The following is a 24,602-nucleotide window of genomic DNA, read 5'->3' on the forward strand; positions in this document are numbered from 1 at the left end:
CAATGAACGACCGCCGCCTGCTGATCATCGAGGACGACCCGCAAATCCGCCGCTTCCTGCGCGCCGCGCTGGAGGCGGAAGGTTTTGCCGTATTCGAAGCCGACAGCGGCGGACGCGGCCTGATCGAGGCTGCCACGCGCCAGCCCGAGCTGGTGATCGTCGACCTCGGCCTGCCGGACATGGACGGGCGCGAGGTGATCCGCGAGCTGCGCGGCTGGTCGGCGGTGCCCATCGTGGTGCTGTCGGCACGCCACCAGGAAGAGGAAAAGGTGGCCGCGCTCGATCAGGGGGCGGACGACTACCTGGTCAAGCCCTTCGGCGTGCCGGAACTGCTGGCCGTGCTGCGCGCCCAGCTGCGGCGCGGCGCCACCGCCGCCGCGGGGCAGAGCCGGGTCAGCTTCGGCCAGGTCTGCGTCGACCTGCCGCAGCGCCGCGTCAGCCGTGCCGGCACCGAGGTGCACCTGACCCCGGTCGAATACCGCCTGCTCGCCGCGCTGATCAAGGGCCAGGGCCGCGTGCTGACGCACCGCCAGCTGCTGCTCGACACCTGGGGCCCGGACTACGTCGAGCGCCCGCACTACCTGCGCATCTACATGGGCCACCTGCGCCAGAAGCTGGAAGACGACCCGTCGCAGCCCAAGCACCTGCTCACCGAGCTGGGCGTGGGCTACCGGCTGCAGACCTGAGAACCGGTTGACGATCTGCTGCGCTGCGGCGATACGGTGTCGAAAACGTCTTCGGAATGCTCATTGACCACGTGCAAACTCCGCCGCCCCGGCCGCTTTTGCCTTGTCTCGCTTTCGTTGGCGAGAGCGTGAGCTGGCTACGAGACACTGACGCTGCCGCCAGCCGCAACAAAAAAACCCGATCAATTCGATCGGGTTTCTCGTGTGGCACAGCCTGCCCGGACCAGACGGCTCGATGCGCCCGCCAAGCCGCCGCGGGGCTCAGTGTCCGGCGGACGGCCGCGCCCACTCCGCCACCGCGCGGATGTCCTGCGGCGTGGTACGGCAGCAGCCGCCGATCAGGCGCGCCCCGGCCAGGTGCCAGCCGCGCGCCGCCTCGGCGAAGCGGTTGGCGTCGGCGTGGCCGTGCCAGCACTTGTGCTCGGGGTCGTAATGCTCGCCGGAGTTCGGATAGACCAGCAGCGGCTTGGTGGTGGCGCCCTGCGCCGCCTCCACCAATGCAGGGATGAACTCGGGCGCGGTACAGTTCACCCCCACCGCCACCACCTGCTCCACCTCATTGAGCTCCGCCACCGCGGCCGCCAGCGTCTCGCCCTGGCAAGTATGCTCGCCATCCTTGCAGCTGAAACTGATCCAGGCACGGGCGGACGGGAATTCCTCGGCCAGCAGCCGCGCCAGGGCGCGCGCCTCGACCTGACAGGGGATGGTCTCGCACGCCAGCAGATCGGCGCCGGCCTCGAGCAACACCTTGAGGCGCGGACGGTGGAAATCCATCAGCTGCTGTTCGCCGAGGCCGTAATCGCCGCGGTATTCCGAGCCGTCGGCCAGCATCGCGCCGTACGGGCCGACCGAGGCCGCCACCAGCGGTTTCGGTCGGCCCTGACGGTGCGCCGGGTCGCTCCAGAAGGCATCGCGTGCCTCGACCGCCAGCGTGACGGCGCGGCGCATCAGCGCGGCTGCCGCCTCGGCGTCGTAGCCGCGCCGGGCGAAGCCTTCGAAGGTGGCCTGGTAGCTGGCGGTGGTGGCGACGTCGGCGCCGGCGGCGAAGTAATCCTCGTGCACCTGGCGGATCAGTTCGGGCTCTTCGATCAGCACGCGCGCCGACCACAGCGGGTCGTTGAGGTCGCAGCCGCGTTGCTGCAGCTCGGTGGCCAGGGCGCCGTCCAGGATCAGCACCGGATAGTCGGCCAGGATGGCGGCGACGGGGTCGGTGGTTGGGGAAGTCATGATTATCGTGGTCTGCGTTGGAAGATGAGGAATTATGCGTTCAATGACGGGGACGCTCAATCCATCGCCGATACGCCCGCTCGTGGTGCGCCGCACCAGCCGTGCACCATGGTATGCACCATGACCGCCCATTTTTCATAATCGAAGAGTTCGCAATACGCCAAATGAACTACGCCTTTGGAATAGCACGGGAACCGATTTTGCTTGTTGTCACAGCAACAACAAGCCAAAGGGGAAAACCATGTCGTCATTACAGAGCGGACAGATGAACTTGAGCGCGGCCGAGCGCCGCTGGCTGCCGCTGTTTGGCAAGACCGGCAAGCTCGCGATGCGCTGGTCGTGCTTTCTCAGCCGCGACCGCTACGCGACGATGGAACACGTGTTCGACAGCTTCGCCCGCACCCGGGTAAGAGCACTGACGCAATGGACCGAGCAGCACTGGCAGGCGCTGGCCGGTCTGAGCGAACAGCTGGCAAGCCAGCCCGCCGCCGACTGGCCTGCGCTGCTGGGCGGCTATTACCAGAGTCTGGTCGAAGTCACCGAGCTGTTCGTGGTGTCGCCCGCCAACCGCGTCTTGGCGTCCACCGCCCCACGCCGCTGCGGCCAGCAGGGCGTGACGGCGGCGGCGCTCGACAAGGGTCTGCAGCAACGCTGGCTGCACGGCCCCTACCTGGACGCCGAGACGCGCGCGCTGGGGGCGCGCAGCTCGCGCTTTCACGACGCGGTGACGATGATGTTCTACCTGCCGCTGCGCCGCGGCGGCGACACCCTCGGCTGCCTGTGCGCACGGGTGCCCAACGACGTGCTGGGCGACCTGATCCAGCGCGAGGCCGGCCACATCTTCCACGAATCGGGCGACAACTACCTGTTCATGGTCCGCTCCGTCTTCGACCCCGGCATCGCCCCGGGCACCGCGCTGTCGCGCTCGCGCTTCGAAGACCGCGCCTTCACCGGTGGCGACAACCTCAAGGACGGGGTGAAGACCGACTACGGCACGGTCAGCGTGCGCGAGCACACCGAGTTCGAATTGACCTTCAACGACCCCGCCACCGGCCAGCTCCACCCGGGCGTGCGCGAAACCATCCGCCAGGGGCAGAACCTGTTCGTCACCTACCCCGGCTATGCCGACTACCGCCACATCCCGGTGGTTGGCAAGGGAATCACCTTCCAGCTGCCCGGCTCCCCCGACACCTGGGGCATGATGTGCGAGGCCGATCTGGAGGAGGTCTACCGCTACCGCCCGATCAGCTACCAGCTGATGCGCGGTTTCCTGCTGATCCAGCTGGCGTTGGGCGCGGCCACGCTGGGGGCTTCGGCACTCGACGGCCTGCCGCTGTGGCTGCGCCTTGCCGGCTACGGCGCTCTGCTGCTGGCCGGCGCCACGGCCTTCCGCCTGCTCTGCACCCGGCCGCTGGCGCTGCGCCTGCGCGGCGTTTCCGGCATGATCCGCAACGTCGCCGAGGGCGGCGGCAACCTGACGCTGCGCGTCGACCGCCAGCAGCTGTCGGCCGACGAAACCGGGGTGATGGCACAGTGGGTCAACAGCCTGATCGACCATCTCGACACCACGCTGGCGCGGCTGGTGCGCGTCAGCCGCCACCTGGAAGAGCACAACCGCCGCATGGCCGAACACAATACCGGCGCCGCGGTGGCGGCGGGCCAGGTGTTCAGCACCGTCGACAAGACGCGGGAAGGCCTGGCCCAGCAGATGACGGCGCTGGACGACGCCAACCATCACGCCGGCAGCATGCAGACCGCGATGGCGCAGCAGGCCGAGGCGGCGCGGCGCCAGCTCGCCGAGGTCAGCAGCCGGACGCTGGCCATCCGCCAGACCGTCGGCGCCTCGGCAGACATCATCAACGACCTGGGCAACAGCACGCGCGACATCGGCCGGGTGGTCAGCCTGATCCACGAGATCGCCGATCAGACCAACCTCCTGGCGCTCAACGCCGCGATCGAGGCGGCGCGCGCCGGCGAGGCCGGGCGCGGCTTTGCCGTGGTGGCCGACGAAGTGCGCAAGCTGGCCGAGCGCACCAGCCGCAACACCGAGGAAATCGACCAGATGATCCAGAAGGTGCAGCGCCAGGCGGCCGCCGCGGTGGACACCATGCAAGGCGGCATGAGCCATCTCGAAGAGGGGTTGAGGTTGGCCGAAGCCTCGGCCGGGGAGAACCGCGAGGTGCGGGAGATCGTCGATGGCCTGATCGACACCATCCGCACCCTGACCCACAGCGGCCAGGAGCACGCCAGCGACACCCACGCCATCGGCTCGGTGGCGGGCAGCATGCAGCTGGCGCAGCAGGCGCTGACCCAGAGCGTGGAACAGACGCGCCACACCATCGCCGAGCTGGCCATGCTCACCGGCAAGTTCCAGGTCAGCGGCCAGGGAGCCTGAGGGGGTGCCCGGGGTTGGCCGAAGCCTCGGCTTCGGCCAACCCTGTCAGTGCTTATAACCCGTACTTCTTGACCTTGTCGTACAGCGTGGTCTTGGGCATGTTGAGCGCCACGCTGGTCTGGCTCAGGTTGCCGTCGTGGCGGCGCATCACCTCGGCGATCATCGCCTTCTCGAACGCCTCCACCGCCTCGGCCAGGCTCGGCGGCGGGGTGTCGCCGGAGGCGGCGCCCTTGAACACCGGCAGGCCCAGCGCGAAGCGCTCGGCGACGTTGCGCAGCTCGCGCACGTTGCCCGGCCAGTCGTGCGCCATCAGGCGCGACAGCGTCTGGCGATCGGCCTCGGGCGCCTCGCGGCCGTAGCGCAGCGCCGCCTGCTGCAGGAACGATTCGAATAGCAGCGGGATGTCCTCGCGCCGCTCGCGCAACGGCGGCAGCTCCAGCGTCACCACGTTGAGGCGGTAGTAGAGGTCGGAACGGAAGCGCCCCTGCTGCCCCAGCAGCTCCAGGTCTTCCTTGGTGGCGGCGATCAGGCGGCAATCGACGTCCACCAGCTGGTTCGAGCCCAGCCGCTCCAGCTTGTGTTCCTGCAGCACCCGCAACAGCTTGATCTGCAGGTTGATCGGCATGGTTTCCACTTCGTCGAGGAACAGCGTGCCCTTGTTGGCGTGCTCGATCTTGCCGATGCGGCGCTTGCCGGCCCCGGTGAAGGCGTTGGCCTCGTGGCCGAAGATCTCGCTCTCGAACAGGTTTTCCGGCAGGCCGCCGCAGTTGAGCGCGACGAAGTTGTGCGCGTTGCGCCGGCTGTACTCGTGCAGGCAGCTCGCCACCAGCTCCTTGCCGGTGCCGGTCTCGCCGTGGATCAGCACGTTGGCCGAAGTATCGGCCACGTTCATGATCAGCTGGCGCAACTGCTGGATCGCCGGCGAGCGGCCGATCAGGCGCTGCTCCAGCGCGGTGCGGCCGTGCAGCTGGCGCTGCAGCGCCGCCACTTCCAGCGTCAGGCGGCGCTGCTCCAGCGCGCGCCGCGCCACGTCCACCAGGCGCTCGGGCGAGAACGGCTTCTCGACGAAATCGTAGGCGCCGTCCTTCATCGCCTGCACCGCCAGCGTCACGTCGCCGTGGCCGGTGATCAGCACCACCGGCAGCGCGCGCTCCTGCTCCTTGAGGCGGCGCATCAGCGCCATGCCGTCCATGCCGGGCAGGTGGATGTCGCTGATGACGATGCCGGCGAAATCCGGCCCGACATGCTTGAGCGCCGCCTCGGCGCTGTCCACGCCGATCACCGGGATGTCTTCCAGCTGCAGCGCCTGCTCGCAGCCCAGGCGCACGGTAGGATCGTCTTCGACGATCAGGACGGATAACAATTCTTCTTCAGTCATGGTTCTGCTTTACTGCCGCCAGCGGCAGCGTCAGGATGAATTCGGCACCACCGCCGTCCGGGTTCTGTGCGATCAGCGAGCCGCCGACCTCGGTGGCCATGCCGGCCGACAGCGCCAGCCCCAGCCCCAGCCCGCGCCCTTCCGGCTTGGTGGTGAAAAACGGTTCGAACAGGCGCGAGCGCACTTCCTCCGGCAAGCCCGGCCCGCTGTCGCGCACCGACAGCCGGCAGTTCTCGCCAAGCAGGCGCAACGAGAGCTGCAACTCGCGCCGCGGGCTGGCCTGCATCGCGTCGAGCGCGTTGCCGATCAGGTTGACCAGGATTTGCTCGAGCCGGGTCTGGTCGATCAGCACGCGGCAGTCGTCCAGCTCGCGCACCACCTTCACCGGCGGGCTGGCCAGGCGCGGCTGCAGCAGGAACAGCGCGGCGTCCGCCGCCTGCAGCACGCTAGCCTCGCCGATCGGCTCGGTCGACTTGCGCGCGAACGAGCGCAGCGAGGTGGTGATCTTGCCCATGCGCTCCACCAGCTCGTTGATGGTTTGCAGGTTGGCCGAAGCCGTCTCCAGCTTGCCACGCGCCAGGAACTTCATGGTGTTGCCCGACAGCGTGCGCAGCGCCGCCAGGGGCTGGTTGAGTTCGTGCGCGATGCTGGTCGACATCTGCCCGATCACCGCCAGCTTGCCCGCCTGCACCAGCCCGTCCTGCGCCTTGCGCAGCGTGTTCTCGGCAAGCTGGCGCTCGCGGATCTCGGCCTTGAGGCGGTCGTTGCTGGCGATCAGGTCGGCGGTGCGCTCGGCGATCTTGCGCTCGAGCTGGCTGTTGGCGCGCTCCAGCGCCTCGCGCGCGGCGAAGCGCGCCGCCAGCACCTTGCGCCGCTCGTTCCACGCCACCAGCAGGATCACCAGGATGACGAAGCCCGCCACCGCCAGCGCGGCGTTGCTCAGCGCCGTCTTGCGCACCGTCTTGAGCGGGGTGAGCAGGGTCAGTTTCCACGAGGTATCTTTCAGGCTGCGCGTCTGCGCCAGGAAGTCGGTGGGGCGGTTCACCCCCTTGACGCCACCCGGCATCTGCAGCGCCCAGCGCTCCAGCCCCACGTCCAGAGTCCGGCGCTGCGCCACCTGCAGCAAGGGCAAGGGCGCCCAGTAGTAGCGCAGGCTGCGCGCCAGCTCTTCGCGCCGTGCCGGCGACAGCGGATTCAGCGTGTGCAGCTTCCACTCCGGCTCCGAGGCCAGGATGATAACGCCGTTCTCGTCGCTGACGAAGGCGTCGGTGTCGGCCCACTGCCAGCTCGGTTCGAGCTGGTCGAGCCGCACCTTGACCACCGCCACGCCGATGATCTTGCCGTCCTTCTTCAGCCCTTGCGCCAGGTAGTAGCCGGGCTCGGCGCGCGTGGTGCCGACGCCGTAGGAACGCCCCTGCCCGCCCTTGAGCGCTTCCTGGAAATAGTCGCGAAACGACAGGTCCTCGCCGACGTAGCTGTCGGCGCGGCGCCAGTTGCTCGACGCCAGCACCCGCCCTTCGGTGTTGATGACGTAGATGGTGCTGGTCGAGGTCTGCTGGTTCAGCTCTTCCAGGTAGCGGTTGGCCAGATTCTGCGGACCGGGAAACGGATCGGGCGAGGTCAACACATTGAGAATGCGCTCCTCCAGCCCGAGGATGTTGGGGACGAAACTGTACTTGTCGATCTCGCTCTCGAGCCCGCGCGCGTGCAGCTCAAGCTGGCGCGTGCCGCTGTCGGCCAGCGCCTCGATGCCGCTGTTCTCGCTCACCCGGTAGGTGATGTAGCCGATGGCCAGCATCAGCCCGAAAACCACGGCCAGCAGGTAGGGCAGAAAACGTTTGGGAATGCGCAGCATAACGATGGGGTCGATTCGGAGGATTCGGCGAAGACGATCTTGTATCGTTCTATCACAGAGCCGTCGGCGAGGACAGCCCTGCAAGGAAAACGGCCTCGCGCAGGAGGCCGTTCGGGATGACGCTAGGTGCGGGGATCAGGCACGCGCCGGTGCCAGGTCGTCGGCCTCGGCGTCCGGATCGGTATCGTCGTCCTCGCCTTCCAGCTCGCCGGCGCCCAGGGCACCCTCGGACTTGGCCACCACGCTGGCGGCGATAGCATTGCCGATTACGTTGGTGGCGGAACGGCCCATGTCGAGGAAGTGGTCGATGCCCAACAGCAGCAGCAGGCCGGCTTCCGGAATGTTGAACTGCGACAGCGTGGCGGCGATCACCACCAGCGAGGCGCGCGGCACGCCGGCCATGCCCTTCGAGGTCACCATCAGGATCAGCATCATGGTGATTTCCTGGGCCAGCGTCAGATGGATGCCGTAGGCCTGGGCGATGAAGATGGTGGCGAAGGTGCAGTACATCATCGAACCGTCAAGGTTGAACGAGTAGCCCATCGGCAGCACGAAGCTGGCCACCTTGCGCGAGCAGCCGAAGCGCTCCAGCAGTTCCAGCGTCTTCGGGTAAGCGGCTTCCGAGCTGGCGGTGGAGAACGCCAGCAGCGCCGGCTCGCGCACCATCTTCATCAGAGTCAGCACGCGGCGACCGAGGAACAGGCCGCCGGCCAGGACCAGCACCAGCCACAGCCCGCCGATCGACAGATAGAACTCGGCCATGAAGGTGCCGTAGGTCGCAAGAATGCCCAGGCCTTCCTTGGCCACCATGGCGGCAATCGCGGCGAACACGGCCAGCGGCGCGAAGTTCATCACGTAGCCGGTCACCTTGAGCATGATGTGCGCCACGGAGTCGAGCATGTCGACCACCGGCTTGGCACGATCGCCAATGGCGGCGCCGGCACAGCCGAAGAACACCGAGAACACCACGATCTGCAGGATCTCGTTCTTGCCCATCGCCTCGACCACGCTCTTCGGAATGGCGTGGGTGACGAAATCCTTCAGCGTGATGGCGCCCGCCTCGATGCCGCTGGAAGCGTGCACGTCCGGCAGCGGCAGACCCAGGCCGACACCCGGCTTGAGCAGGTTGACCATGACCAGGCCCAGGCTCAGCGAGAAGAACGATGCGGTCATGAACCACGCCATGGTCTTGGCGCCGATGCGGCCGACGGTCTTGGTGTCGCCCATCTTGGCGATACCGACCACCAGGGTGGAGAACACCAGCGGGGCGATGATCATCTTGATCAGTCGCAGGAAGACATCGGTCAGGATCGAAATGTTGTCGGCGAACGACTTGATCGCGGCCTCGTCGGTGGCCATCTCGCGCCATACGTAGCCGGTCAGGATACCCAGCACCATGGCGGCCAGGATGAAGGTGGTCAGTCTATTGAGTTTCACTAAATGCCTCTCCAGTGAAGGTCTGCCCCCGCGGCCATCGTCGTGGCCAGGGCGTTGGGGGCGGTCTTGCCAACCGTCCCCGCCTTTGCTCGTCCATCCGGCCTGAGCGACCGGGGTGGACCGTTTGGTGGTCCCTGCGCGCGCGCTGTTGCGCTGCGGCCGGAAATCGTTTTGTTGTTGGCCCGCCAGGGTTGGTGGGTGTCACCCTGGCCGGCGGCTCCTTATATTGCACGAAGCGTGCCAGCCGGACGGCCCGAATACAATTCGCAACACACTGTTTTTATTGAGTTTTTTTAACGACATCGGCATGGATACGGATGGGCGGAATGGCGTCCTCGGCGCTGTTCGGTTATCCGAACGGGTGGACCGGGCGGCGGCGGCTTTCCTGCCCGCCCAAACGAAAAAAGGTTGGCCGAAGACGATGCTTCGGCCAACCTTTGGCAAGGGAAAAACGGGGCGATCAGACCGACAGGTAGGACGACTGCTTCAGTCCGCGGCAGAACTCGGCGAAGTAGGTGTTGCGCTCGTCGGCCGACAGCTTGGCGGCACGCGCCTTTTCCTCGTAACGGTTGAGGATTTCCTCCGGCGACAGGTGCACGTAACGCAGCATGTCCTCGATGGTGTCGTGCTCCTCCACGCCCGAAAACTCCAGGCGGCAGCCCTCGCGCACGAACACGTTGACCGAGTCGGTGTCGCCGAACAGGTTGTGCATGTCGCCCAGAATCTCCTGGTAGGCGCCGACCAGGAAGGTCGCGATCAGGTACTCGTCACCCGGCTTCACCGCGTGCACCGCCATGGTCGACTCGATGCTCTGCTGATCGACGTAGTGCTTGATCTTGCCGTCCGAGTCGCAGGTCAGGTCCTGCAGCACCGCGCGCCGCGTCGGCTGCTCGTCGAGACGATGCACCGGCATGATCGGCAGCACCTGGTCGATGGCCCAGGTATCCGGCAGCGACTGGAACACCGAGAAGTTGCAGAAATACTTGTCGGCCATCTTGTCGGTGAGCTGGTCGAACACCTGGCGCTGCGAGCGCTGGTGCGTCAGTTGCAACTGCCCGTGCAGGCGGCGGCACAGCGCGTAATAGAGCTGCTCCGCCGTCGCCTTGTCCTTCAGGCGCAGACGGCCCTCGGCGTACATCTCGGCCACCTCGGCCACGTAATGGCTGGCGCGGTGGTAGGTTTCGGTGACCATCTCGGCGTCGGTGAGATGGGTCAGCTCGTAGAGCTTGCGCACCGGCTGCGCCAGCATGTCCAGATCGTCCAGTTCCGGCACGCTTTCCGGCAGACGCTCGACGTCGGTTACGTTCATGATCAACACGGCATGGTGCGCGGTCATGGCGCGCCCCGACTCGGACATGATGCGCGGATGCGGCAGGCCGTTCTCGTCGCAGAACTCGGCCAGCATCGACACGATCACGTGCGCGTACTCTTCCATGTCGTAGTTGATCGAGCTGGCGTTGCGCGAGTGGGTGCCGTCGTAATCGACCCCCAGGCCGCCGCCGACGTCGACATGGTCGATCGGCAGCCCCAGATCGCGCAGCTCCCCGAAGTAGCGGATCGCTTCGCGAAAGCCCAGGCGATAGTCGGCGATGTTGGCGATCTGCGAGCCCATGTGGAAGTGCAGGAGGCGCACGCAATCGGCCATGCCGGCAGCGTCCATCTTGCCCGCCACGTCGATCAGCTGCGATGCCGACAAGCCGAACTTGCCCTTCTCGCCGCCGGTGTCGGCCCACTGGTTATCGGAATTCAGCGACGACAGCCGCACGCGCACGCCGACCAGCGGACGCACGCCGAGCTTCTGCGCCTCCTCGATCACCAGGTCGACCTCGACCTCCTTCTCGATCACGATGAAGACGCGGTGGCCGAGCTTCTGCCCGATCAGGGCCAGGCGCACGAAGTCGCGGTCCTTGTAGCCGTTGCAGGTGATGGTGCAGCCCTTGGGCGCCAGCGCCAGCACCGCCATCAGCTCCGGCTTGGAGCCGGCTTCCAGCCCGATGGAGACACTCGGCGTGGCGATGATGCTCTTGATCACCGCCTCCTGCTGGTTCACCTTGATCGGATAGAGCGCGGTGTACTGGCTGCCGTAGCCGGCGTCGGCGATGGCCTTGTCGAACGCGCCGCACAGCCGGGTCACGCGGTCTTGCAGGATGTCCGGGAAGCGCACCAAGAGCGGCAGGTCCAGCCCCTTGTCGGACAGCGCGTGCACCAGGTCGTACAGATCGATTTCGCAGTTTTGCTGACGGGTATTGGGGCGGACCTTGACGTGGCCGTCGTCCCCAACCTCGAAATACCCCGCCCCCCAATGCCGGATGCCGTACAGGCTCCGGCTCTCAGCCACAGACCAAGCCATGAGTTTTTCCTTCAATGATTCGATGGAGAACCCCGCTCCTTAGTGCGCGGCTTTCGGGCTTGCGAGCTTTTATGTGGGCCTGGGATGTCGGAGCGAAACAATCTTTTTGTGCGTTATTGCGATGCAAAACGAGCGCGGATTTTAGCAACATCACGCACGATGACAAGGAGAATTTTGAGCCGGCGCCACCATCGCGCCACAGCAGGCCCTGAGCGCCGCTCAACATGCTGCCACGAGAGGCCGCCAACGCTACCCAATACCGCGCCGCAGCGGAAAGCAACTGGAAATACAGGGTCATGGCACGCCCCCTTCCCATCAGCACGGAGACCGGCAATGCGTGTCAGACCAGCTTCGCCAAGTGCCGGCAAGCCGTGCAACGGCGGCAGACAAGACAGAGGGTTGCCGTCGCCGTCACCCAGCGCCCGGTCCTGCCACCCCGTCCCGCCAGGGTAGCCCCGGACGATGTCAGGACGATGAAAGCCGCTCACCCCACCCTTTGGCCCGTGTTTGACGCCCGTAGCGCGGCAGCGTTCCCCACATGGCCTGGACTGACAGCGTTGACGGCCCCCTCGGGAATCGCCAGCGCGCTTAGACCGATGACTCGGCACGTGCGCCATCGTCGAGCTTTTGCGCCGCGCCCTCCGCCGTCTTCTTGGCACGATACATGGCGTCATCGGCATGCTTGAGCAGCTGCTGCTCCTCGTCGCCGTGCTCGGGAAACAGGGCGATCCCGATACTCGGCAGGATGCGCAGGTGCCGGCCGTCGAGGTTCAGCGGATGATCGAGGGCGCTGCGGATTTTCTCGGCCACCAGCCAGGCGTGCTCCGGCAAGGCAATGCTCTCCAGCAGCACCACGAATTCGTCACCGCCGATGCGCGCCACGGTATCGCTCTCCCGCACACACTGCCTGAGCCGCCGGGCCACCTCTTGCAGCAGCAGATCACCAGTGGCGTGGCCAAAGCTGTCGTTCACCTGCTTGAACTTGTCCAGATCGAGATACAGCAGGGACAAGCGTCCCTGCTCGCGCCGCGCCCTTGCCAGCGCCGCTTTCAGGCGGCCGTACAGCAAGCGGCGGTTGGGCAGGCTGGTCAATTCGTCGTACTGCGCCATCTGCTGCAGTCTGGCATGCAGCTGTTTGCGCTCGATCGCAGTGGCAATCTGGGCCGAGACGAACTGCAGCAACTCCTTGTCTTTCTCGGTGTAACGCACGCCATCAGCATAGCTCTTCAGCACCAGGGCGCCGATGATGCCCTTGAGCGAGTTGAGCGGAACCGCCAGCCAGCAGGCGGCATCCGTAGAAACCGCGGCCCTGAGAAGCGGAGGCAAGGCATCCGCCGTCTCGGGGGCCAGCAGCAGCGGCTGCCCGGTACGGATGACCTCTTCGCACAGCAGGGTAGTGGCAGGGTTGCGCGGCACCGGGGAATGATTGCGGGCATCGACATGGTACGGAAAACTCAGGCGCTCTTGCCCCGCGTCGTACAGCGCCACGGAAAATTTCTGCGCCGGCAGCAGGTTGCCGACAACCTGCCGAATATGCTGAAACAAGGCCAGCAGATCCTCGGCCCCATGCGCCGCCTCGGAAATGGCGTACAGCGCCGTCTGCAACGACTCCGCCCGCTTGCGCTCGGTAATGTCACGGGCCACGGCCACCCTCACCTGGTCGGCCTCCGACCAGCGTGCCGACCACATGATGTGGACCACCTGGCCGTCCTTGCGCACATAGCGATTCTCGAAATGCGGCTTGGCATCCCCCGCCATGATCTGGCGGGCCGCCTCCTGCGTTCTGGCGCGATCTTCCGGCAACACCAGCTCGATCATCGGCTTGCCGATCAATTCCGCTTGCGTATAGCCAAAGATGCGCTCGCAGGCGGCGCTGACGAAAACAAAGCGCCCCTCGATATCGACGATACAGATGGCGTCGAGCAGAAGGTCGATGAAGCTTGCCAAGGGCGCACCGTTTTTTGTGTCCATGAGCTAAGCATATTGCCTGAAAAGGTAAAGCGTTAGGAATCGATCGATGTCCGGTGCCGCCAATTTAGCGCCGGCCATCGCACACTACCAGGGAATCCTCCCCGCCACGCACGATCCGCCGCTCCCAAGCAAGAAGGCGGACAGACTCTTGCGAATCCGCCCGCCTCCGGACCAGCCATCAGGGGGCCGTCGCCACCGCCCCTCCCGCCCCGCTGCCAGGCGGGGTCGGCGCGTCGTTTTCGCGCATGGCCGCGGCCATGGCACGCGCCCGGTTGCGCTGGGCGCTCAGCATCAGATAGTTGGCAACCAGCACGAAAATCCCCACCAGCAGCACGGTGATCGCCGCCAGCGCGTTGATCTCCGGGTTCAGGCCCAGGCGCACCTTGGAGAAGATCACCATCGGCAATGTCGTCGCCCCCGGCCCGGACAGGAAGGACGTCGTCACCAGGTCGTCCAGCGACAGCGTGATCGACAGCAGGAAGCCCGAGGCGATGGCCTGCGACACCAGCGGCAGCGTGATCAGGAAAAAGATCTTCATCGGGCGGGCCCCCAGGTCCATCGCCGCCTCTTCCAGGCTCTTGTCGATCTCGATCAGGCGCGAGCGCACCACCACGGCGACGTAGGCCATGCACAGCGTGGTATGACCGGCCCAGATGGTGAAGAAGCCGCGTTCCGAAGGTTGGCCGAAGAACTGTTGCATCGAGATGAACAAGAGCAGCATCGACAGGCCGGTGATCACTTCCGGCATCACCATCGGCGCCGTCATCATGCCGGCGAACAAGGTGCTGCCGCGAAAACGCCCGAAGCGCGCCAGCACGAAGCCGGCGATGGTCCCCAGCACCACCGCCGCCGTCGCCGAGGCCAGCGCGATCTTGATCGACAGCGTCACCGCCGAGATGATCTGATCGTTCTGCATCAGCGACACGTACCAGCGCGTCGAGAAACCGCCCCACACCGTCACCAGCTTGGAGGCATTGAACGAATAGATGATCAGGCTGACGATCGGCACATAAAGGAACAGGAAACCCAGCAGCAACACCCCCTTGAGCGTCTTGGGCAGCGGATTGCCGTTATACATTTTTCCCCTCCAGCTGACGGGTTTCATAGCGGTGGAACAGCGCAATCGGCACGATCAGGAACAGCACCATGATGGTCGCCACCGCCGAGGCCATCGGCCAGTTATTGTTGTCGAAGAACTCGTTCCACAACACCTTGCCGATCATCAGCACGTCCGGCCCGCCCACCAGTTCCGGAATCACGAATTCGCCCACCGCAGGGATGAACACCATCATCGCGCCGGCGATGATGCCGTTCTTGGACAGCGGCAAGGTGATGGTCCAGAAGGTCTTGAGCGGTCGCGCCCCCAGATCGTTGGCCGCTTCCAGCAGGGTCACGTCCATTTTCACCAGGTGCGCGTAGAGCGGCAGGATCATGAACGGCAGGTAGGCGTACACCATCACCAGATAAAGCGAGAACTGGTTGTGGAACATCTCCAGGGGCTGGCTGATCAGCCCCATCGACATCAGCAGGTTGTTGATGATGCCGTTGGGCTGGAGCAAGCCCATCCAGGCGTACACCCGCAGCAGGAACGAGGTCCAGAACGGCAGCATCACCAGCATCAGCAGCACATTACGGATGGCCGGGTTGGCACGGGCGATGGCATAGGCGATCGGGTAGCCGATCAACAGGCAGGCCAGCGTGGTGAACAAGGCCACCTCGAGCGACGACACATAGGTGTCTAGATACAGCTCGTTGGTGAAGATGAACAGGAAATTGGACAGGTTGAGCGCGATGTTCAGCGTGCTCATGTCGCCGTCGTACTTGATCAGGTGCGTGAACGGCGGAATCGCCAGATCCTGATCGACGAAACTGATCTTCAGCACGATCAGGAACGGCACCAGGAAGAACACCAGCAGCCACAAGTAAGGCACCGAGATCACGGCCCCCTTGCCCGGCTTGAAACGCTCGAGAATGGAACGCAGCATAGTCATCACCCTTCCCTCACATGGTCAGCACAACAGGCAAGTCGGGGCGCCAGCGGATGTTCACGCTCTCGCCCCAGGTCGGCGGCTCTTCGCCCGCCTCGTACCAGCGCGACGACGGCACCACCGACTTCACCACCTTGCCGCTGGGCAGCCGCACGTGATAGATCGAGTAGCTGCCCAGGTAGGCGATGTCCTCGATCTTGCCGCGCGCCGCGTTCGGCGCCGGGGTGAATTCGCCACGATCGAGCCGCACGTCCTCGGGACGGATGCTGGCCCAGACCTGCATGCCCTTGGGTCCGGTGATGCCGTGATCGATCCGGACGCGCCCACCTAGTTCGATGGACTCGATTTCCACGCCGTCCGGCTCGTCCACCACTACCTGGCCCCCGAAGATATTGGTTTCGCCGATGAACTCCGCGGTGAAGCGGCAATTCGGGAAGTCGTAGATTTCTGTCGGGGTACCCACTTGCAGCAGCCGGCCCTCGCTCATGATGCCGATGCGCGAAGCCATGGTCATGGCCTCTTCCTGATCGTGCGTCACCATGATGCAGGTCACGCCGACGGTTTCCAACGTGTTGACCAGCTCCAGTTGGGTCTGCTGACGCAGCTTCTTGTCCAGCGCGCCCAAGGGCTCGTCCAGCAGCAGCAATTTCGGACGCTTGGCGAGGCTTCTCGCCAGCGCCACACGCTGCTGCTGGCCGCCGGAGAGCTGGTAGGGCTTGCGCGAGGCGAACTTGCGCAGTTGCACCAGATCGAGCATCTCCGTGACGCGTGCGGCGATCTGGTCCTTGGGCAGCTTGTCCTGCTTGAGGCCGAACGCGATGTTCTGCTCGACCGTCATGTGCGGGAACAGCGCGTAGCTCTGGAACATCATGTTGATAGGCCGATCGTACGGCGCGAGAGCGGTGATGTCCTGGCCGTCGAGGATGATCTTGCCGGCGGTCGGCCGTTCCATGCCGGCCAGCATGCGCAGCAGCGTGGACTTGCCGCAGCCGGAGCTCCCCAGCAGGGCGAAGATTTCATTACGGCGAATGGTGAGATCGACATGATCGACGGCGAAGTGATCGCCAAACTTCTTCACGATCCCGGATATCTGCAGATAAGGCTTCTCGTCAACCTGAGCCCCGGCCGCCGTCTTGGGCTGTGCGACAGCATCCATCATGATGGTCAAATCTCCCTCTGGCGCACGTCGGACCACCGCCGTCGATACGCCGATTCATCGAATGCCCCCGCTCTCGTCGGGGTGCTGGTTATCGTCTGTTACCGAATCCGGTACACCTGCGTTCTTGCCTGGCGTCGCGTGCCGACCAGGCGGCACGCACCTCCACTTAAACCGGGAAAGAATACCAAAACCGCCCCAAAAGGGCGCATTTTAATCTGCCGGGGTCATATGGAAATCAATAAGCGAACGCCATGCCAGTCAGGCAGCCCCCCTCGCCCGGCAGCACGGCCTCCCGCCCGTTCCGCCCCCGAGCCACCACGCGGCATCCGCATCGTCCTCTCCAGCGGCAAGCACCGCCGGCATGGGAAAAGAGTAGTGCCGTTCAATAAAATTGACAATTCAAAAACAGCCCGAACGACGGAAACGCACAAGGAAACGACGGTTTGCCACAAGGCCTGACCCCTTCATCGAGAGCGGGCAATAAAAAAGACCGGCTTATGCCGGTCCGCCCTGTTTAACGATCAAGCACATGGACTAGCGCTTGTCCGTACCCTTCCCCCGGCGCTCGATGAACAGACTGCTGCCGGCCTGCTTCTTGGCCATCTTCTTGGCATCGGCCACCGCCAGCGAGACCTCATGATGCGACAGGAACTGTCCCGGCTTGGCGGGAAGCACACCGATCGACACGCTGGTGAGCGGGAAGAAAATCAGCTCGCCGTTGCGCGCCGTCACTTCGAAGCCCCCCATCAGGCGGTGCTCCTGCCCGAAATGCACCTGGACACTGGCGATCGAAGGCCGCGATCACGTCGAGCAGACGCGCCTCCCAGCCCTCGCTCTGCATCAGCAACACAAAGTCGTCGCCGCCGATATGCCCCACCCAGTCGCGGGCCGGGTCAGCCACCTGTTGCAGCAAGTATCCCAGCAGGCGGATCAGGTCATCGCCGGCGGCATAACCGTAGAGATCGTTGAACGGCTTGAAATGATCGAGGTCGGCATAGGCCACGATAAAAGGCTCGCCGCTGTCGAGCAGGCGGTCGATGGTCTCGGAAATCGGCACGTTACCGGGCAGCCCGGTCAGGGGGTTGGCGTAGCGTGCCGCCGAAATCTGCATCTCGGTGATCTTGCGCATCAGGTCGTAGCCGGTACCCATACCGAGATAGCGGCCGTTTTCGGTGATGATGAAGCCATCGATCAGGTGCCGGCGCTCGGCGGCCACCACCAGGCTCGACAGCTCCTGCACGCCCATCTCGGCACCGACGATCAACGGCTGCTGGTCCATCAGGGTGCGGCACGGCTTCTTGCCGTACAACTCACGATTGAACGGCCGGGCAAAGCTTTCCAGGAAATCGTGCCGGCGCAGCAGCCCGACCGGCACGCCGCCACTCACCACTGGAATGGCAAAGCGCTCCGGCGCCTCGACGAACAGCCGGTAGGCAACTTCGTTTGCCACCGTCTGCTCCAACGGCATGACCTCGACCAGCAGATCGCGCGCCATCGCCTGGCGTGGCGCACCCAAGCGCTCGCGCGCCTCGGCGTACAAAAGGGAACGTACTTCGGCCGGCACCTCGCGCGCCGGCAGCAGCGCCGGCCGGGCAAACAGATAGCCTTGCCCGTAGCGCACCCCGAGCCGCCGCAGTACGCGCAACTCGTCTACCGTCTCGATGCCCTCGGCCACCAGCAAGGCACCGGATTGCCTCGCGATGTCGACCATCGAACGCACGAACTGCTCCTTGAGCGGATCGTGCTGGATTTCCTGGACGAAATGCTTGTCGAGCTTGACCACGTCGGGACGCAGCTCGGACCACAGCCGCATATTGGAGAAGCCCTCGCCCAAATCGTCCAGCGCAATACGGAAGCCACTGTCGCGGTAATGGCTCGCCGCCTCGCGCAGCGCCTGGTACGTGGCGTTGGGGTGGGTTTCGGTGAGCTCGATGACGATGCGTTCGCTGGGCAACCCCAGCATGTTGAGAAACGCCAGCGTCTCGCCCGATTTATGCTCCGGCGCCAGCAAGGTCTGCGGACTGATGTTGAGGAACAGACAACCCTGCAGTTGATGCTCGATAAACGCCTCGGCGGTGACACGCCGGCAGGCCCGCTCCAGCGAGACCAGCGCACGACATCGTTCCGCCGCGGCGAACAGATTGAGCGGCGAGTGCAGCGGGCTGTTGGAAGGTCCGCGGATCAGCCCTTCATAACCGAGGATACTCCCCTCTTCCATGTCCACGATGGGCTGGAAGACCGGCAACAGCTTGCGCTCGTTGATGATGATTTCCAGCTCCTGGCAAAGGGAGGTATCGCAAACAGGCATAAGAAGCTCGTTTCTGGTGTAACTACTTTTTTAACAGCAGTGAAATATATCGTTAAAGGATGACAGGATCGTGACGATGAACGCCCAATCATTACAAAGGCAGGTTTTGCCGGTGCAGTGGCTCAGACCGGGAATACGCTGACTGGCCATGCGCCGAATCTTGGGAATAGAATGAAATCTGGATAATGCCGGTGGGACGCACAGCCATGCCTCATGCCACACTGAACGGACAAAGCATCTATTACGAACTGAGCGGCCACGGCGACAAGACGCTGGTGCTGTTCAACGGCATCACCATGTCCACGGCCGCCTGGACCATGATGACCCCGCCGCTCGAAGCGCACTACCAGCTGCTACGGCTCGACTTTCTCGGTCAGGGCCTGAGTGACAAGCCGGTCGCCGACGTCTACCCGCTGGAACAGCAGGCGGAGCTGGCGTGGCAGCTGCTGCAACACCTGTCGATCAACAAGGTGCACCTGGCCGGCCTGTCCTACGGCGGCATGGTGGCGCAGTACTTCGCCCACCGTCACCCGGAATGCCTCGAGCACCTGCTCCTGGCCTCGACCCTGGCCTGGTCGGACGAGGTGAACTCCCGCATCAGCGACAGCTGGATCGCCGCCGATGCTATCGGCGGCCTCGACCTGCGCTACGACGTGAGCATCCCCTGGTTCTTCTCCAGCCGCTTCCTGGTCGGCAACGCCGCCCAGCTGGCCGAGCTGAAGATCATCGCCGGCATGGTCGACTGGCCCGCCGTCACCCGCCTGATCGCCGGGGTCAAGCGCCACGACGCGCGCACCTGGCTCGCCGAGATCAAGGTTCCCACCCGCGTCATCGTCGGCAACGAAGACCGCCTGACGCCGCTCTACCAGTCGGAAATCCTCGCCAACAGCATCCCCGGCGCCTCGCTGCATGTGCTGCCGGCCATCGGTCACGTCATGCACATCGAAGCACCGGACATCTTCGCCCACGAGATTCTGCGCTTCTGCACGCCCTGACACACTCGGGAGAACCCTCCATGTTGCATCCCATCCTGCACTCCGTCGACGACCAGGGCATTGCCACCCTCCGGCTCAACCGGGCGGAACTGCATAACGCCCTGGACGACACGATGATCGTCCAGCTCACGAGCGCGCTGGAAACCCTGATCGCGGATGCGCGCGTCCGCGCCATCGTGCTGGCGGCCGAAGGCATCAGCTTCTGCGCCGGCCACGATAGCGCCTGGATGCAACGCATGGCAGGCTTCGATCAAGAGGAAATCAAACAGCATGCGCGCTTGCTGGCAACCTTGCTCGGCACCCTCGACAACTGCCCGAAACCGACCATCGCCCGTGTCCAGGGTTCAGCCTTCGGCATCGGCGCCGGCCTGCTGGCCTGCTGCGATGTCGCGATCGGCGCATCCGAAGCGCTGTTTTGCTTCTCCGACGTCAAGCTCGGCATGATTCCGGCCTCGGTGGCACCGTATGTGATGCGCGCCATCGGCGAGCGTGCCACCCGGCGCTACTTCATCACTGCGGAGCGCTTCAACGCCGGCAAGGCCAAGCGCCTGGGGCTGATCCATCTGGTGGTGGAGCACGAGGAGCTGGACATGGCGGTGGCCCAGATGTGCCGCCAGGTCTTGCTCAACGGCCCTCAGGCGATGGCCGAGGCCAAGCAGCTGGTGCGCGAACTGGGCGGCAGGGCCATCACGGCTGACGCGATCGAGACGACCATCGCGCGCATCGCCCAGGTTCATGCCAGTACCGAAGGCCAGGAAGGCGTCGCCGCGTTTATCGAACAACGCGCACCATCCTGGATTCATCGAGAGTGAGCCCAAGCCGCGGCACGGCGATATTGCACCGGCCAAGCTCCCGGTCACGGGCGTGACGTGGGGCCGGCCTGATCGCCGCCATGGTCGCGTTTCGGCCAACCTTGCCGGCCAGGCAGAAGGACTTCCGCAATTACGCCATCAAACTTCATCTCTGCGGCACCGCTACAGACGGCACCGGCCCTTTCGTGAAGAATAGGGCCATCCTCCTCACGAAAAGCGTGCCCGATGAGCCAGTCTTCCCTCTCCTACGACTTCCTTACCGCCACCCTGCAAGACCAGCCTCCCATGGCACGTGAATGGCCGTTGGCAAACGGTGTGACGGCACGCTGGCGCGAGCGAGGCATTCTCGAGCTGGTCCCGCCCCAACTGGACGACCATACCGACCGCGTACTGATTTCCTGCGGTGTTCACGGCAACGAAACCGCGCCGATCGAGGTTGCCAACGGCATTCTGCGCGACATCGAGCAAGGCCGACTGCCGCTGGCGGTGCACCTGCTGCTGATGTTCGGCAATCCGGACGCGATGCAGGCCGGAGAACGTTACCTCGATTACGACATGAACCGCCTGTTCAACGGCCAGCACGCCAAGCACCCAGCCACCCGCGAAGCGCAGCGCGCGGAGGTTCTGGAAAATGCCGCCGCGGCGTTTTTCGAGCAGGCCCCGAACGGCTGCCAGCGGCTGCACTACGACCTGCACACCGCGATTCGCGGCTCGGTCTTCGAGCGCTTTGCCATCTACCCCTACCTCCACGAGCGCGACTACAACCGCGAACAGCTGTGCTGGCTGGAGTCGGCCGACATCACCACGGTGCTGCTGCACAGCCAGCCTGCCGCCACGTTCACTTACTACACCAGCCGTCACTGTCAGACGGATGCCTTGACCCTCGAACTGGGCAAGGCCCGCCCCTTCGGCCAGAACGACCTGTCACGCTTCGAAGGCATCAACCAGGCCTTGCGACGGCTGCTGAGCGGCCAGCGGGATCCGCTGCCAGCCTTTGCCAACGAACGCTTCCAGCTGTTCCGAGCCAAATACGACCTGGTCAAACACAGCGACCAGTTCCATCTCTATCTGCACGATCAGGTCGAGAATTTCACCCTGCTCGAAGACGGCTTCGTCATCGCCGAAGACCTGGACGTGCGCTACCAGGCCCACGGCGGCAACGAGCGCATCCTGTTTCCCAACCCCAAGGTCGGAAATGGCCTGCGCGCCGGCATCGTCATCGAGCCAGTGGCCATCTGAAGAGCCGCCCTAAAAGCAAAACAGCCGGGATTTCCCGGCTGTTTTCGATAGCACACCCCTAGGGTCACGACAGGTAGTTGAACAGCGACAAGCCACTGACCTTCTGGAAGGTCAGCTGCGAATACTGCAGCGCTGACTGTGCCAGGGTGAAATCGCTGATGGTCTTGGGCAGATCCAGATCGTCCAAATTGCTGAGCCGCGTCTTGTACTGGACATCCAGATCCTGCCCGACCGATTGCAGTGTTTCATTCTCGCTACGCCGCGAACCGATCGAGGCCTGGACCGTCGACAGGTTCACTTGGGCGGCATCCAGCCCGGAGAGGATGCTGCTCAGCTGGGTCGAAAAATTTGCCGGCTTCGGATCCTGACCCAACAGATTGTAGAAATCCCGCACCGTATTGAACACCGCGGTATCGCTGCTAGCGTTTCCGTACACGGCCGACCCGACCTCGGTAATCGGCACCTGCCGTTCCGCGCTGATCTGCACATCGCGACGCCCCGTATCGCCAGTGTAGGTCACGTTGAGCGAGCTGTCCGCCACGAAGGGAGGGCTATCGATGGCGTTGCCGCCATAGAGGTAGTTACCGCGACTGTCGCTTGTGTTGGCGTAACTCACCAGCTGATTGAAGCGCTCCTTCACATCGGACTGGATCATCTTCAGCTGTGTCGTGGCCAGCCCGCCGTTGCCGGCCTGAATCGCCAGCTCCTTCAAGCTGGCCAGTAGACCATTGGCACTGTTGAGCGAGGTTTCAGAAATGGCCAGAGAGGACTCGACCGCGTCGCCATTCTTGACGAACTGCAGGTTACGCCCTTCCGACTGGGATACCTCCAGCATCTGGGCCGACGCCACCGGATCGTCCGACGGCACCACGACCCGTTTCTGGGTGGACAATTGCTCCTGCAGCTTGTTAAGGGTGTACTGGTTACCCTGGATACCGGTGTAGCCCTGAGTGAACACCATGCTGGTACTGATTCGCATCGCTATACGTCTCCGGTATTGGCCTTAGCCGATCTGCAGCAGCGAAGAGAAAAGTTGCTGCGCGATCTGGATGACCTTGCTCGAGGCCTGATAGGCCTGCTGATACTTGATGAGGTTGGCGGCCTCTTCGTCGAGATTGACCCCTGATATGGCGTCGCGCGCTTTTTGCGCCTCCTGCAGGACATTGGTCTGGGCCGTGGAGGTCACCGCCACCTCGTTGGTCACGCTGCCGACATAACTGACCATGCTGGCATAGTGGGAAGCGAAGGAGGTCAGCGACGAACTGGTATCGGCACGGTCATCGTCGACTAGTGGCCGCGTCTGCAGCTTGGTCATTTCCAGCAGGTTGGCGTTGTCACCGGCTCCGATCGGGGCCGCATTGGGAACGACGGACAGCGTCAGTCCCGTGGTCAACTGGCCCGAGAGCTTGAATGCAATGCCGGCATCGACGGCCGGGCTGCCCGATACCAGCTTGTATCCGTTCTCGACGTTCGGCTGCGGCACCACGTTGTACGTGGTCGTCCCGGCACCGTTGACGACGGTCGCCGTCATGGTCGTGCTGTCGATCGAAAGGCTGGTCAGGTTGTAAGACGGATGGGCGGTCACGTCCGGTGCGCCGGCGGCACTGGCGGACGACCAGCCATAATTACCCGGCAAGGTACTGTAGACCCCGCTGATGGTGAGACCACTACCGGTCGGCGATACCGCCGGGCTGCCCGGTTTCAGGTTGGATGCGGTAGCCAATCCCTTCGGATCGGTCATGGTCACCTGCAAGGCACTGGCCGCACCGCGCGGATCACTGGCGTAAGCGCTCAGGTCGGTGAACAAGGGCTGGCCGGGCTGGCCATTCAGATCCAGCCCGAGTTGCTGCTGATAATTGATCGCGGTGGCGAAATCGATGGCCAGATTGCCCAGCCGGGTCCGTGCCTCGGTCAGGGTATTATCCCGAAAGTCGAGCAGCCCACCCAACGCCCCTCCCTGGATCAGGCTGGTCGGAATCACCGTATTGCTGCCACTGGTGCTCTGGTACACCAGTTGCAGTTGCTGTGGATCGGCCGGGTCCGGCTGCGTGGCGAGCTGGTTGGCCTGGTTACCTAGCACCAGGGTCTGTCCGTTGCCGATGAACACGCTGTAGGAGCCATCCGATTGCGGCACCACCGAGGCCTTCACCTGTTTGTTGAGCTCCAGAATGGCCTGGTCGCGCTGATCCAAGAGATCATTGGGGGCACTGAGCGTGGTGCCGCCGGAGGTCTTCACGGTCAGACCGGAGATGCGCTGGTTGAGGTCCGCGATCTGGCTGGCCAAACCATTGATGGTGTCCACAGAGGCTTTGATGCGGGTGCTCACCCCGCTGGCCATTTCCTGCAGCTGGCCATCCAGGGTGCGAAACTTGGTGGCCAATGCCTGGGCATTGTTGATCGCCGTCTGCCGGCTGGGGATGGCCGACGGGTCGGACGACAGGGTTTGCAGGCTGCCGAAGAAGTCCTGCAGCGAGGGACTGACACCGACCGTCGAATCGGCCATCAGCGAGTCCACCTGCTTGAGGAAATCCAGCTGGCCCGAGTAGTAACTATCCGTGGCCTGGGCGCTTTGCACCTGCTGGGTCAGGTAATCGTCGTAGACCCGGTTGACGTGGGTCAGGTCGACCCCCTGCCCGATGAAACCGTAGCTGGCACTCTGCGGGTAACGCGCAGCCTGCTGCGTCACCTGACGGGTGTAGCCGGCAGTGTTGACGTTGCTGATGTTGTGGCTGGTCACCGTCAGGGCGCCTTGCGCCGCATTCAGCCCGCTGACGCCGATCGAAAAAATACTCGTACCCATAT

At 64.3% G+C, this 24,602-nt stretch carries 19 protein-coding genes; 5 read left to right on the plus strand and 14 right to left on the minus strand.

The window, feature by feature from the left end:
- Window positions 1-2: 2 nt before the first annotated feature.
- Window positions 3-686: a two-component system response regulator KdpE gene (kdpE, locus tag ABKF58_RS18150; RefSeq protein WP_482582524.1), complete on the plus strand. Its 684-nt coding sequence runs from the start codon at window positions 3-5 to the stop codon at window positions 684-686.
- A gap of 261 nt (window positions 687-947) precedes the next feature.
- Here kdpE and mmuM read toward each other — a convergent pair whose 3' ends face one another.
- On the minus strand, window positions 948-1,913 hold the full coding sequence (gene mmuM / locus ABKF58_RS18155) for a homocysteine S-methyltransferase (protein WP_482582526.1): 966 nt from the start codon (window positions 1,911-1,913) through the stop codon (window positions 948-950).
- Window positions 1,914-2,154: 241 nt separating this feature from the next.
- Between mmuM and ABKF58_RS18160 the strand changes: the two genes are divergently transcribed.
- A complete protein-coding gene (locus ABKF58_RS18160; RefSeq protein ID WP_482582528.1) occupies window positions 2,155-4,308 on the plus strand; it encodes a methyl-accepting chemotaxis protein in 2,154 nt (717 codons plus the stop codon).
- A 52-nt stretch (window positions 4,309-4,360) separates the two neighbouring features.
- On the opposite strand, the gene aauR is transcribed toward ABKF58_RS18160, so the two are convergent.
- From aauR to ABKF58_RS18215, 11 genes are all read right to left on the minus strand, one after another.
- On the minus strand, window positions 4,361-5,686 hold the full coding sequence (aauR, locus tag ABKF58_RS18165) for a two-component response regulator AauR (RefSeq protein WP_014086742.1): 1,326 nt from the start codon (window positions 5,684-5,686) through the stop codon (window positions 4,361-4,363).
- On the minus strand, window positions 5,679-7,541 hold the full coding sequence (locus ABKF58_RS18170; protein WP_014086741.1) for a sensor histidine kinase: 1,863 nt from the start codon (window positions 7,539-7,541) through the stop codon (window positions 5,679-5,681). The genes aauR and ABKF58_RS18170 overlap by 8 nt, the downstream gene beginning before the upstream one ends.
- A 135-nt stretch (window positions 7,542-7,676) precedes the next feature.
- Window positions 7,677-8,978 (minus strand): dicarboxylate/amino acid:cation symporter, encoded by a 1,302-nt coding sequence (locus ABKF58_RS18175; protein ID WP_482582530.1) that lies wholly within the window; start codon window positions 8,976-8,978, stop codon window positions 7,677-7,679.
- A gap of 460 nt (window positions 8,979-9,438) precedes the next feature.
- Window positions 9,439-11,328 carry an arginine decarboxylase gene (speA, locus tag ABKF58_RS18180; protein WP_482582532.1) on the minus strand — a complete coding sequence of 630 codons (1,890 nt, stop codon included), beginning with the start codon at window positions 11,326-11,328 and terminating at the stop codon, window positions 9,439-9,441.
- Window positions 11,309-11,626 carry a hypothetical protein gene (locus tag ABKF58_RS18185; RefSeq protein ID WP_482582534.1) on the minus strand — a complete coding sequence of 106 codons (318 nt, stop codon included), beginning with the start codon at window positions 11,624-11,626 and terminating at the stop codon, window positions 11,309-11,311. The genes speA and ABKF58_RS18185 overlap by 20 nt, the downstream gene beginning before the upstream one ends.
- 290 nt (window positions 11,627-11,916) lie before the next feature.
- On the minus strand, window positions 11,917-13,299 hold the full coding sequence (locus ABKF58_RS18190; RefSeq protein WP_482582536.1) for a sensor domain-containing protein: 1,383 nt from the start codon (window positions 13,297-13,299) through the stop codon (window positions 11,917-11,919).
- Window positions 13,300-13,477: 178 nt separating this feature from the next.
- On the minus strand, window positions 13,478-14,377 hold the full coding sequence (locus ABKF58_RS18195) for an ABC transporter permease subunit (RefSeq protein ID WP_482582538.1): 900 nt from the start codon (window positions 14,375-14,377) through the stop codon (window positions 13,478-13,480).
- Entirely contained in the window at window positions 14,370-15,290 is a 921-nt protein-coding gene (locus ABKF58_RS18200; protein ID WP_482582540.1) for an ABC transporter permease subunit, read from the minus strand. The genes ABKF58_RS18195 and ABKF58_RS18200 overlap by 8 nt, the downstream gene beginning before the upstream one ends.
- A 10-nt stretch (window positions 15,291-15,300) precedes the next feature.
- Window positions 15,301-16,446, minus strand: a complete 1,146-nt coding sequence (locus ABKF58_RS18205; protein ID WP_482582542.1) for an ABC transporter ATP-binding protein — start codon at window positions 16,444-16,446, stop codon at window positions 15,301-15,303.
- Window positions 16,447-16,980: 534 nt separating this feature from the next.
- Window positions 16,981-17,121 (minus strand): hypothetical protein, encoded by a 141-nt coding sequence (locus ABKF58_RS18210; RefSeq protein WP_482582544.1) that lies wholly within the window; start codon window positions 17,119-17,121, stop codon window positions 16,981-16,983.
- Complete coding sequence (locus ABKF58_RS18215; protein ID WP_482582545.1) at window positions 17,081-18,754, minus strand: GGDEF domain-containing protein; 1,674 nt, start codon at window positions 18,752-18,754, stop codon at window positions 17,081-17,083. Before ABKF58_RS18215 ends, ABKF58_RS18210 begins: the two co-directional genes overlap by 41 nt.
- Before the next feature lie 206 nt (window positions 18,755-18,960).
- Here ABKF58_RS18215 and ABKF58_RS18220 point away from each other — a divergent pair, with 206 nt between their 5' ends.
- From ABKF58_RS18220 to astE, 3 genes are all read left to right on the plus strand, one after another.
- Window positions 18,961-19,749 carry an alpha/beta fold hydrolase gene (locus tag ABKF58_RS18220; protein WP_482582547.1) on the plus strand — a complete coding sequence of 263 codons (789 nt, stop codon included), beginning with the start codon at window positions 18,961-18,963 and terminating at the stop codon, window positions 19,747-19,749.
- A gap of 20 nt (window positions 19,750-19,769) precedes the next feature.
- Complete coding sequence (locus tag ABKF58_RS18225) at window positions 19,770-20,561, plus strand: enoyl-CoA hydratase-related protein (RefSeq protein ID WP_482582549.1); 792 nt, start codon at window positions 19,770-19,772, stop codon at window positions 20,559-20,561.
- 225 nt (window positions 20,562-20,786) lie between these two features.
- Complete coding sequence (gene astE, locus ABKF58_RS18230; protein WP_482582551.1) at window positions 20,787-21,800, plus strand: succinylglutamate desuccinylase; 1,014 nt, start codon at window positions 20,787-20,789, stop codon at window positions 21,798-21,800.
- 64 nt (window positions 21,801-21,864) lie between these two features.
- Here astE and flgL read toward each other — a convergent pair whose 3' ends face one another.
- Together flgL and flgK are read right to left on the minus strand one after the other, a co-directional pair.
- Window positions 21,865-22,779, minus strand: coding sequence for a flagellar hook-associated protein FlgL (gene flgL / locus ABKF58_RS18235; protein WP_041702881.1), 915 nt, complete (start codon window positions 22,777-22,779; stop codon window positions 21,865-21,867).
- A gap of 24 nt (window positions 22,780-22,803) precedes the next feature.
- On the minus strand, window positions 22,804-24,600 hold the full coding sequence (flgK, locus tag ABKF58_RS18240; RefSeq protein WP_482582553.1) for a flagellar hook-associated protein FlgK: 1,797 nt from the start codon (window positions 24,598-24,600) through the stop codon (window positions 22,804-22,806).
- Between the last annotated feature and the right edge of the window lie 2 nt (window positions 24,601-24,602).

Source organism: Pseudogulbenkiania sp. AW2-16 (genome assembly GCF_056824575.1).

Excerpts from the sequence above, each read along its gene's own strand:
- kdpE (WP_482582524.1), top strand. The coding sequence starts at position 3 with ATGAACGACCGCCGCCTGCTGATCATCGAGGACGACCCGCAAATCCGC.
- mmuM (WP_482582526.1), bottom strand. The coding sequence starts at position 1,913 with ATGACTTCCCCAACCACCGACCCCGTCGCCGCCATCCTGGCCGACTAT.
- ABKF58_RS18160 (WP_482582528.1), top strand. The coding sequence starts at position 2,155 with ATGTCGTCATTACAGAGCGGACAGATGAACTTGAGCGCGGCCGAGCGC.
- aauR (WP_014086742.1), bottom strand. The coding sequence starts at position 5,686 with ATGACTGAAGAAGAATTGTTATCCGTCCTGATCGTCGAAGACGATCCT.
- ABKF58_RS18170 (WP_014086741.1), bottom strand. The coding sequence starts at position 7,541 with ATGCTGCGCATTCCCAAACGTTTTCTGCCCTACCTGCTGGCCGTGGTT.
- speA (WP_482582532.1), bottom strand. The coding sequence starts at position 11,328 with ATGGCTTGGTCTGTGGCTGAGAGCCGGAGCCTGTACGGCATCCGGCAT.
- ABKF58_RS18185 (WP_482582534.1), bottom strand. The coding sequence starts at position 11,626 with ATGACCCTGTATTTCCAGTTGCTTTCCGCTGCGGCGCGGTATTGGGTA.
- ABKF58_RS18190 (WP_482582536.1), bottom strand. The coding sequence starts at position 13,299 with ATGGACACAAAAAACGGTGCGCCCTTGGCAAGCTTCATCGACCTTCTG.
- ABKF58_RS18195 (WP_482582538.1), bottom strand. The coding sequence starts at position 14,377 with ATGTATAACGGCAATCCGCTGCCCAAGACGCTCAAGGGGGTGTTGCTG.
- ABKF58_RS18200 (WP_482582540.1), bottom strand. The coding sequence starts at position 15,290 with ATGACTATGCTGCGTTCCATTCTCGAGCGTTTCAAGCCGGGCAAGGGG.
- ABKF58_RS18205 (WP_482582542.1), bottom strand. The coding sequence starts at position 16,446 with ATGATGGATGCTGTCGCACAGCCCAAGACGGCGGCCGGGGCTCAGGTT.
- ABKF58_RS18215 (WP_482582545.1), bottom strand. The coding sequence starts at position 18,754 with ATGCCTGTTTGCGATACCTCCCTTTGCCAGGAGCTGGAAATCATCATC.
- ABKF58_RS18220 (WP_482582547.1), top strand. The coding sequence starts at position 18,961 with ATGCCTCATGCCACACTGAACGGACAAAGCATCTATTACGAACTGAGC.
- ABKF58_RS18225 (WP_482582549.1), top strand. The coding sequence starts at position 19,770 with ATGTTGCATCCCATCCTGCACTCCGTCGACGACCAGGGCATTGCCACC.
- astE (WP_482582551.1), top strand. The coding sequence starts at position 20,787 with ATGAGCCAGTCTTCCCTCTCCTACGACTTCCTTACCGCCACCCTGCAA.
- flgL (WP_041702881.1), bottom strand. The coding sequence starts at position 22,779 with ATGCGAATCAGTACCAGCATGGTGTTCACTCAGGGCTACACCGGTATC.
- flgK (WP_482582553.1), bottom strand. The coding sequence starts at position 24,600 with ATGGGTACGAGTATTTTTTCGATCGGCGTCAGCGGGCTGAATGCGGCG.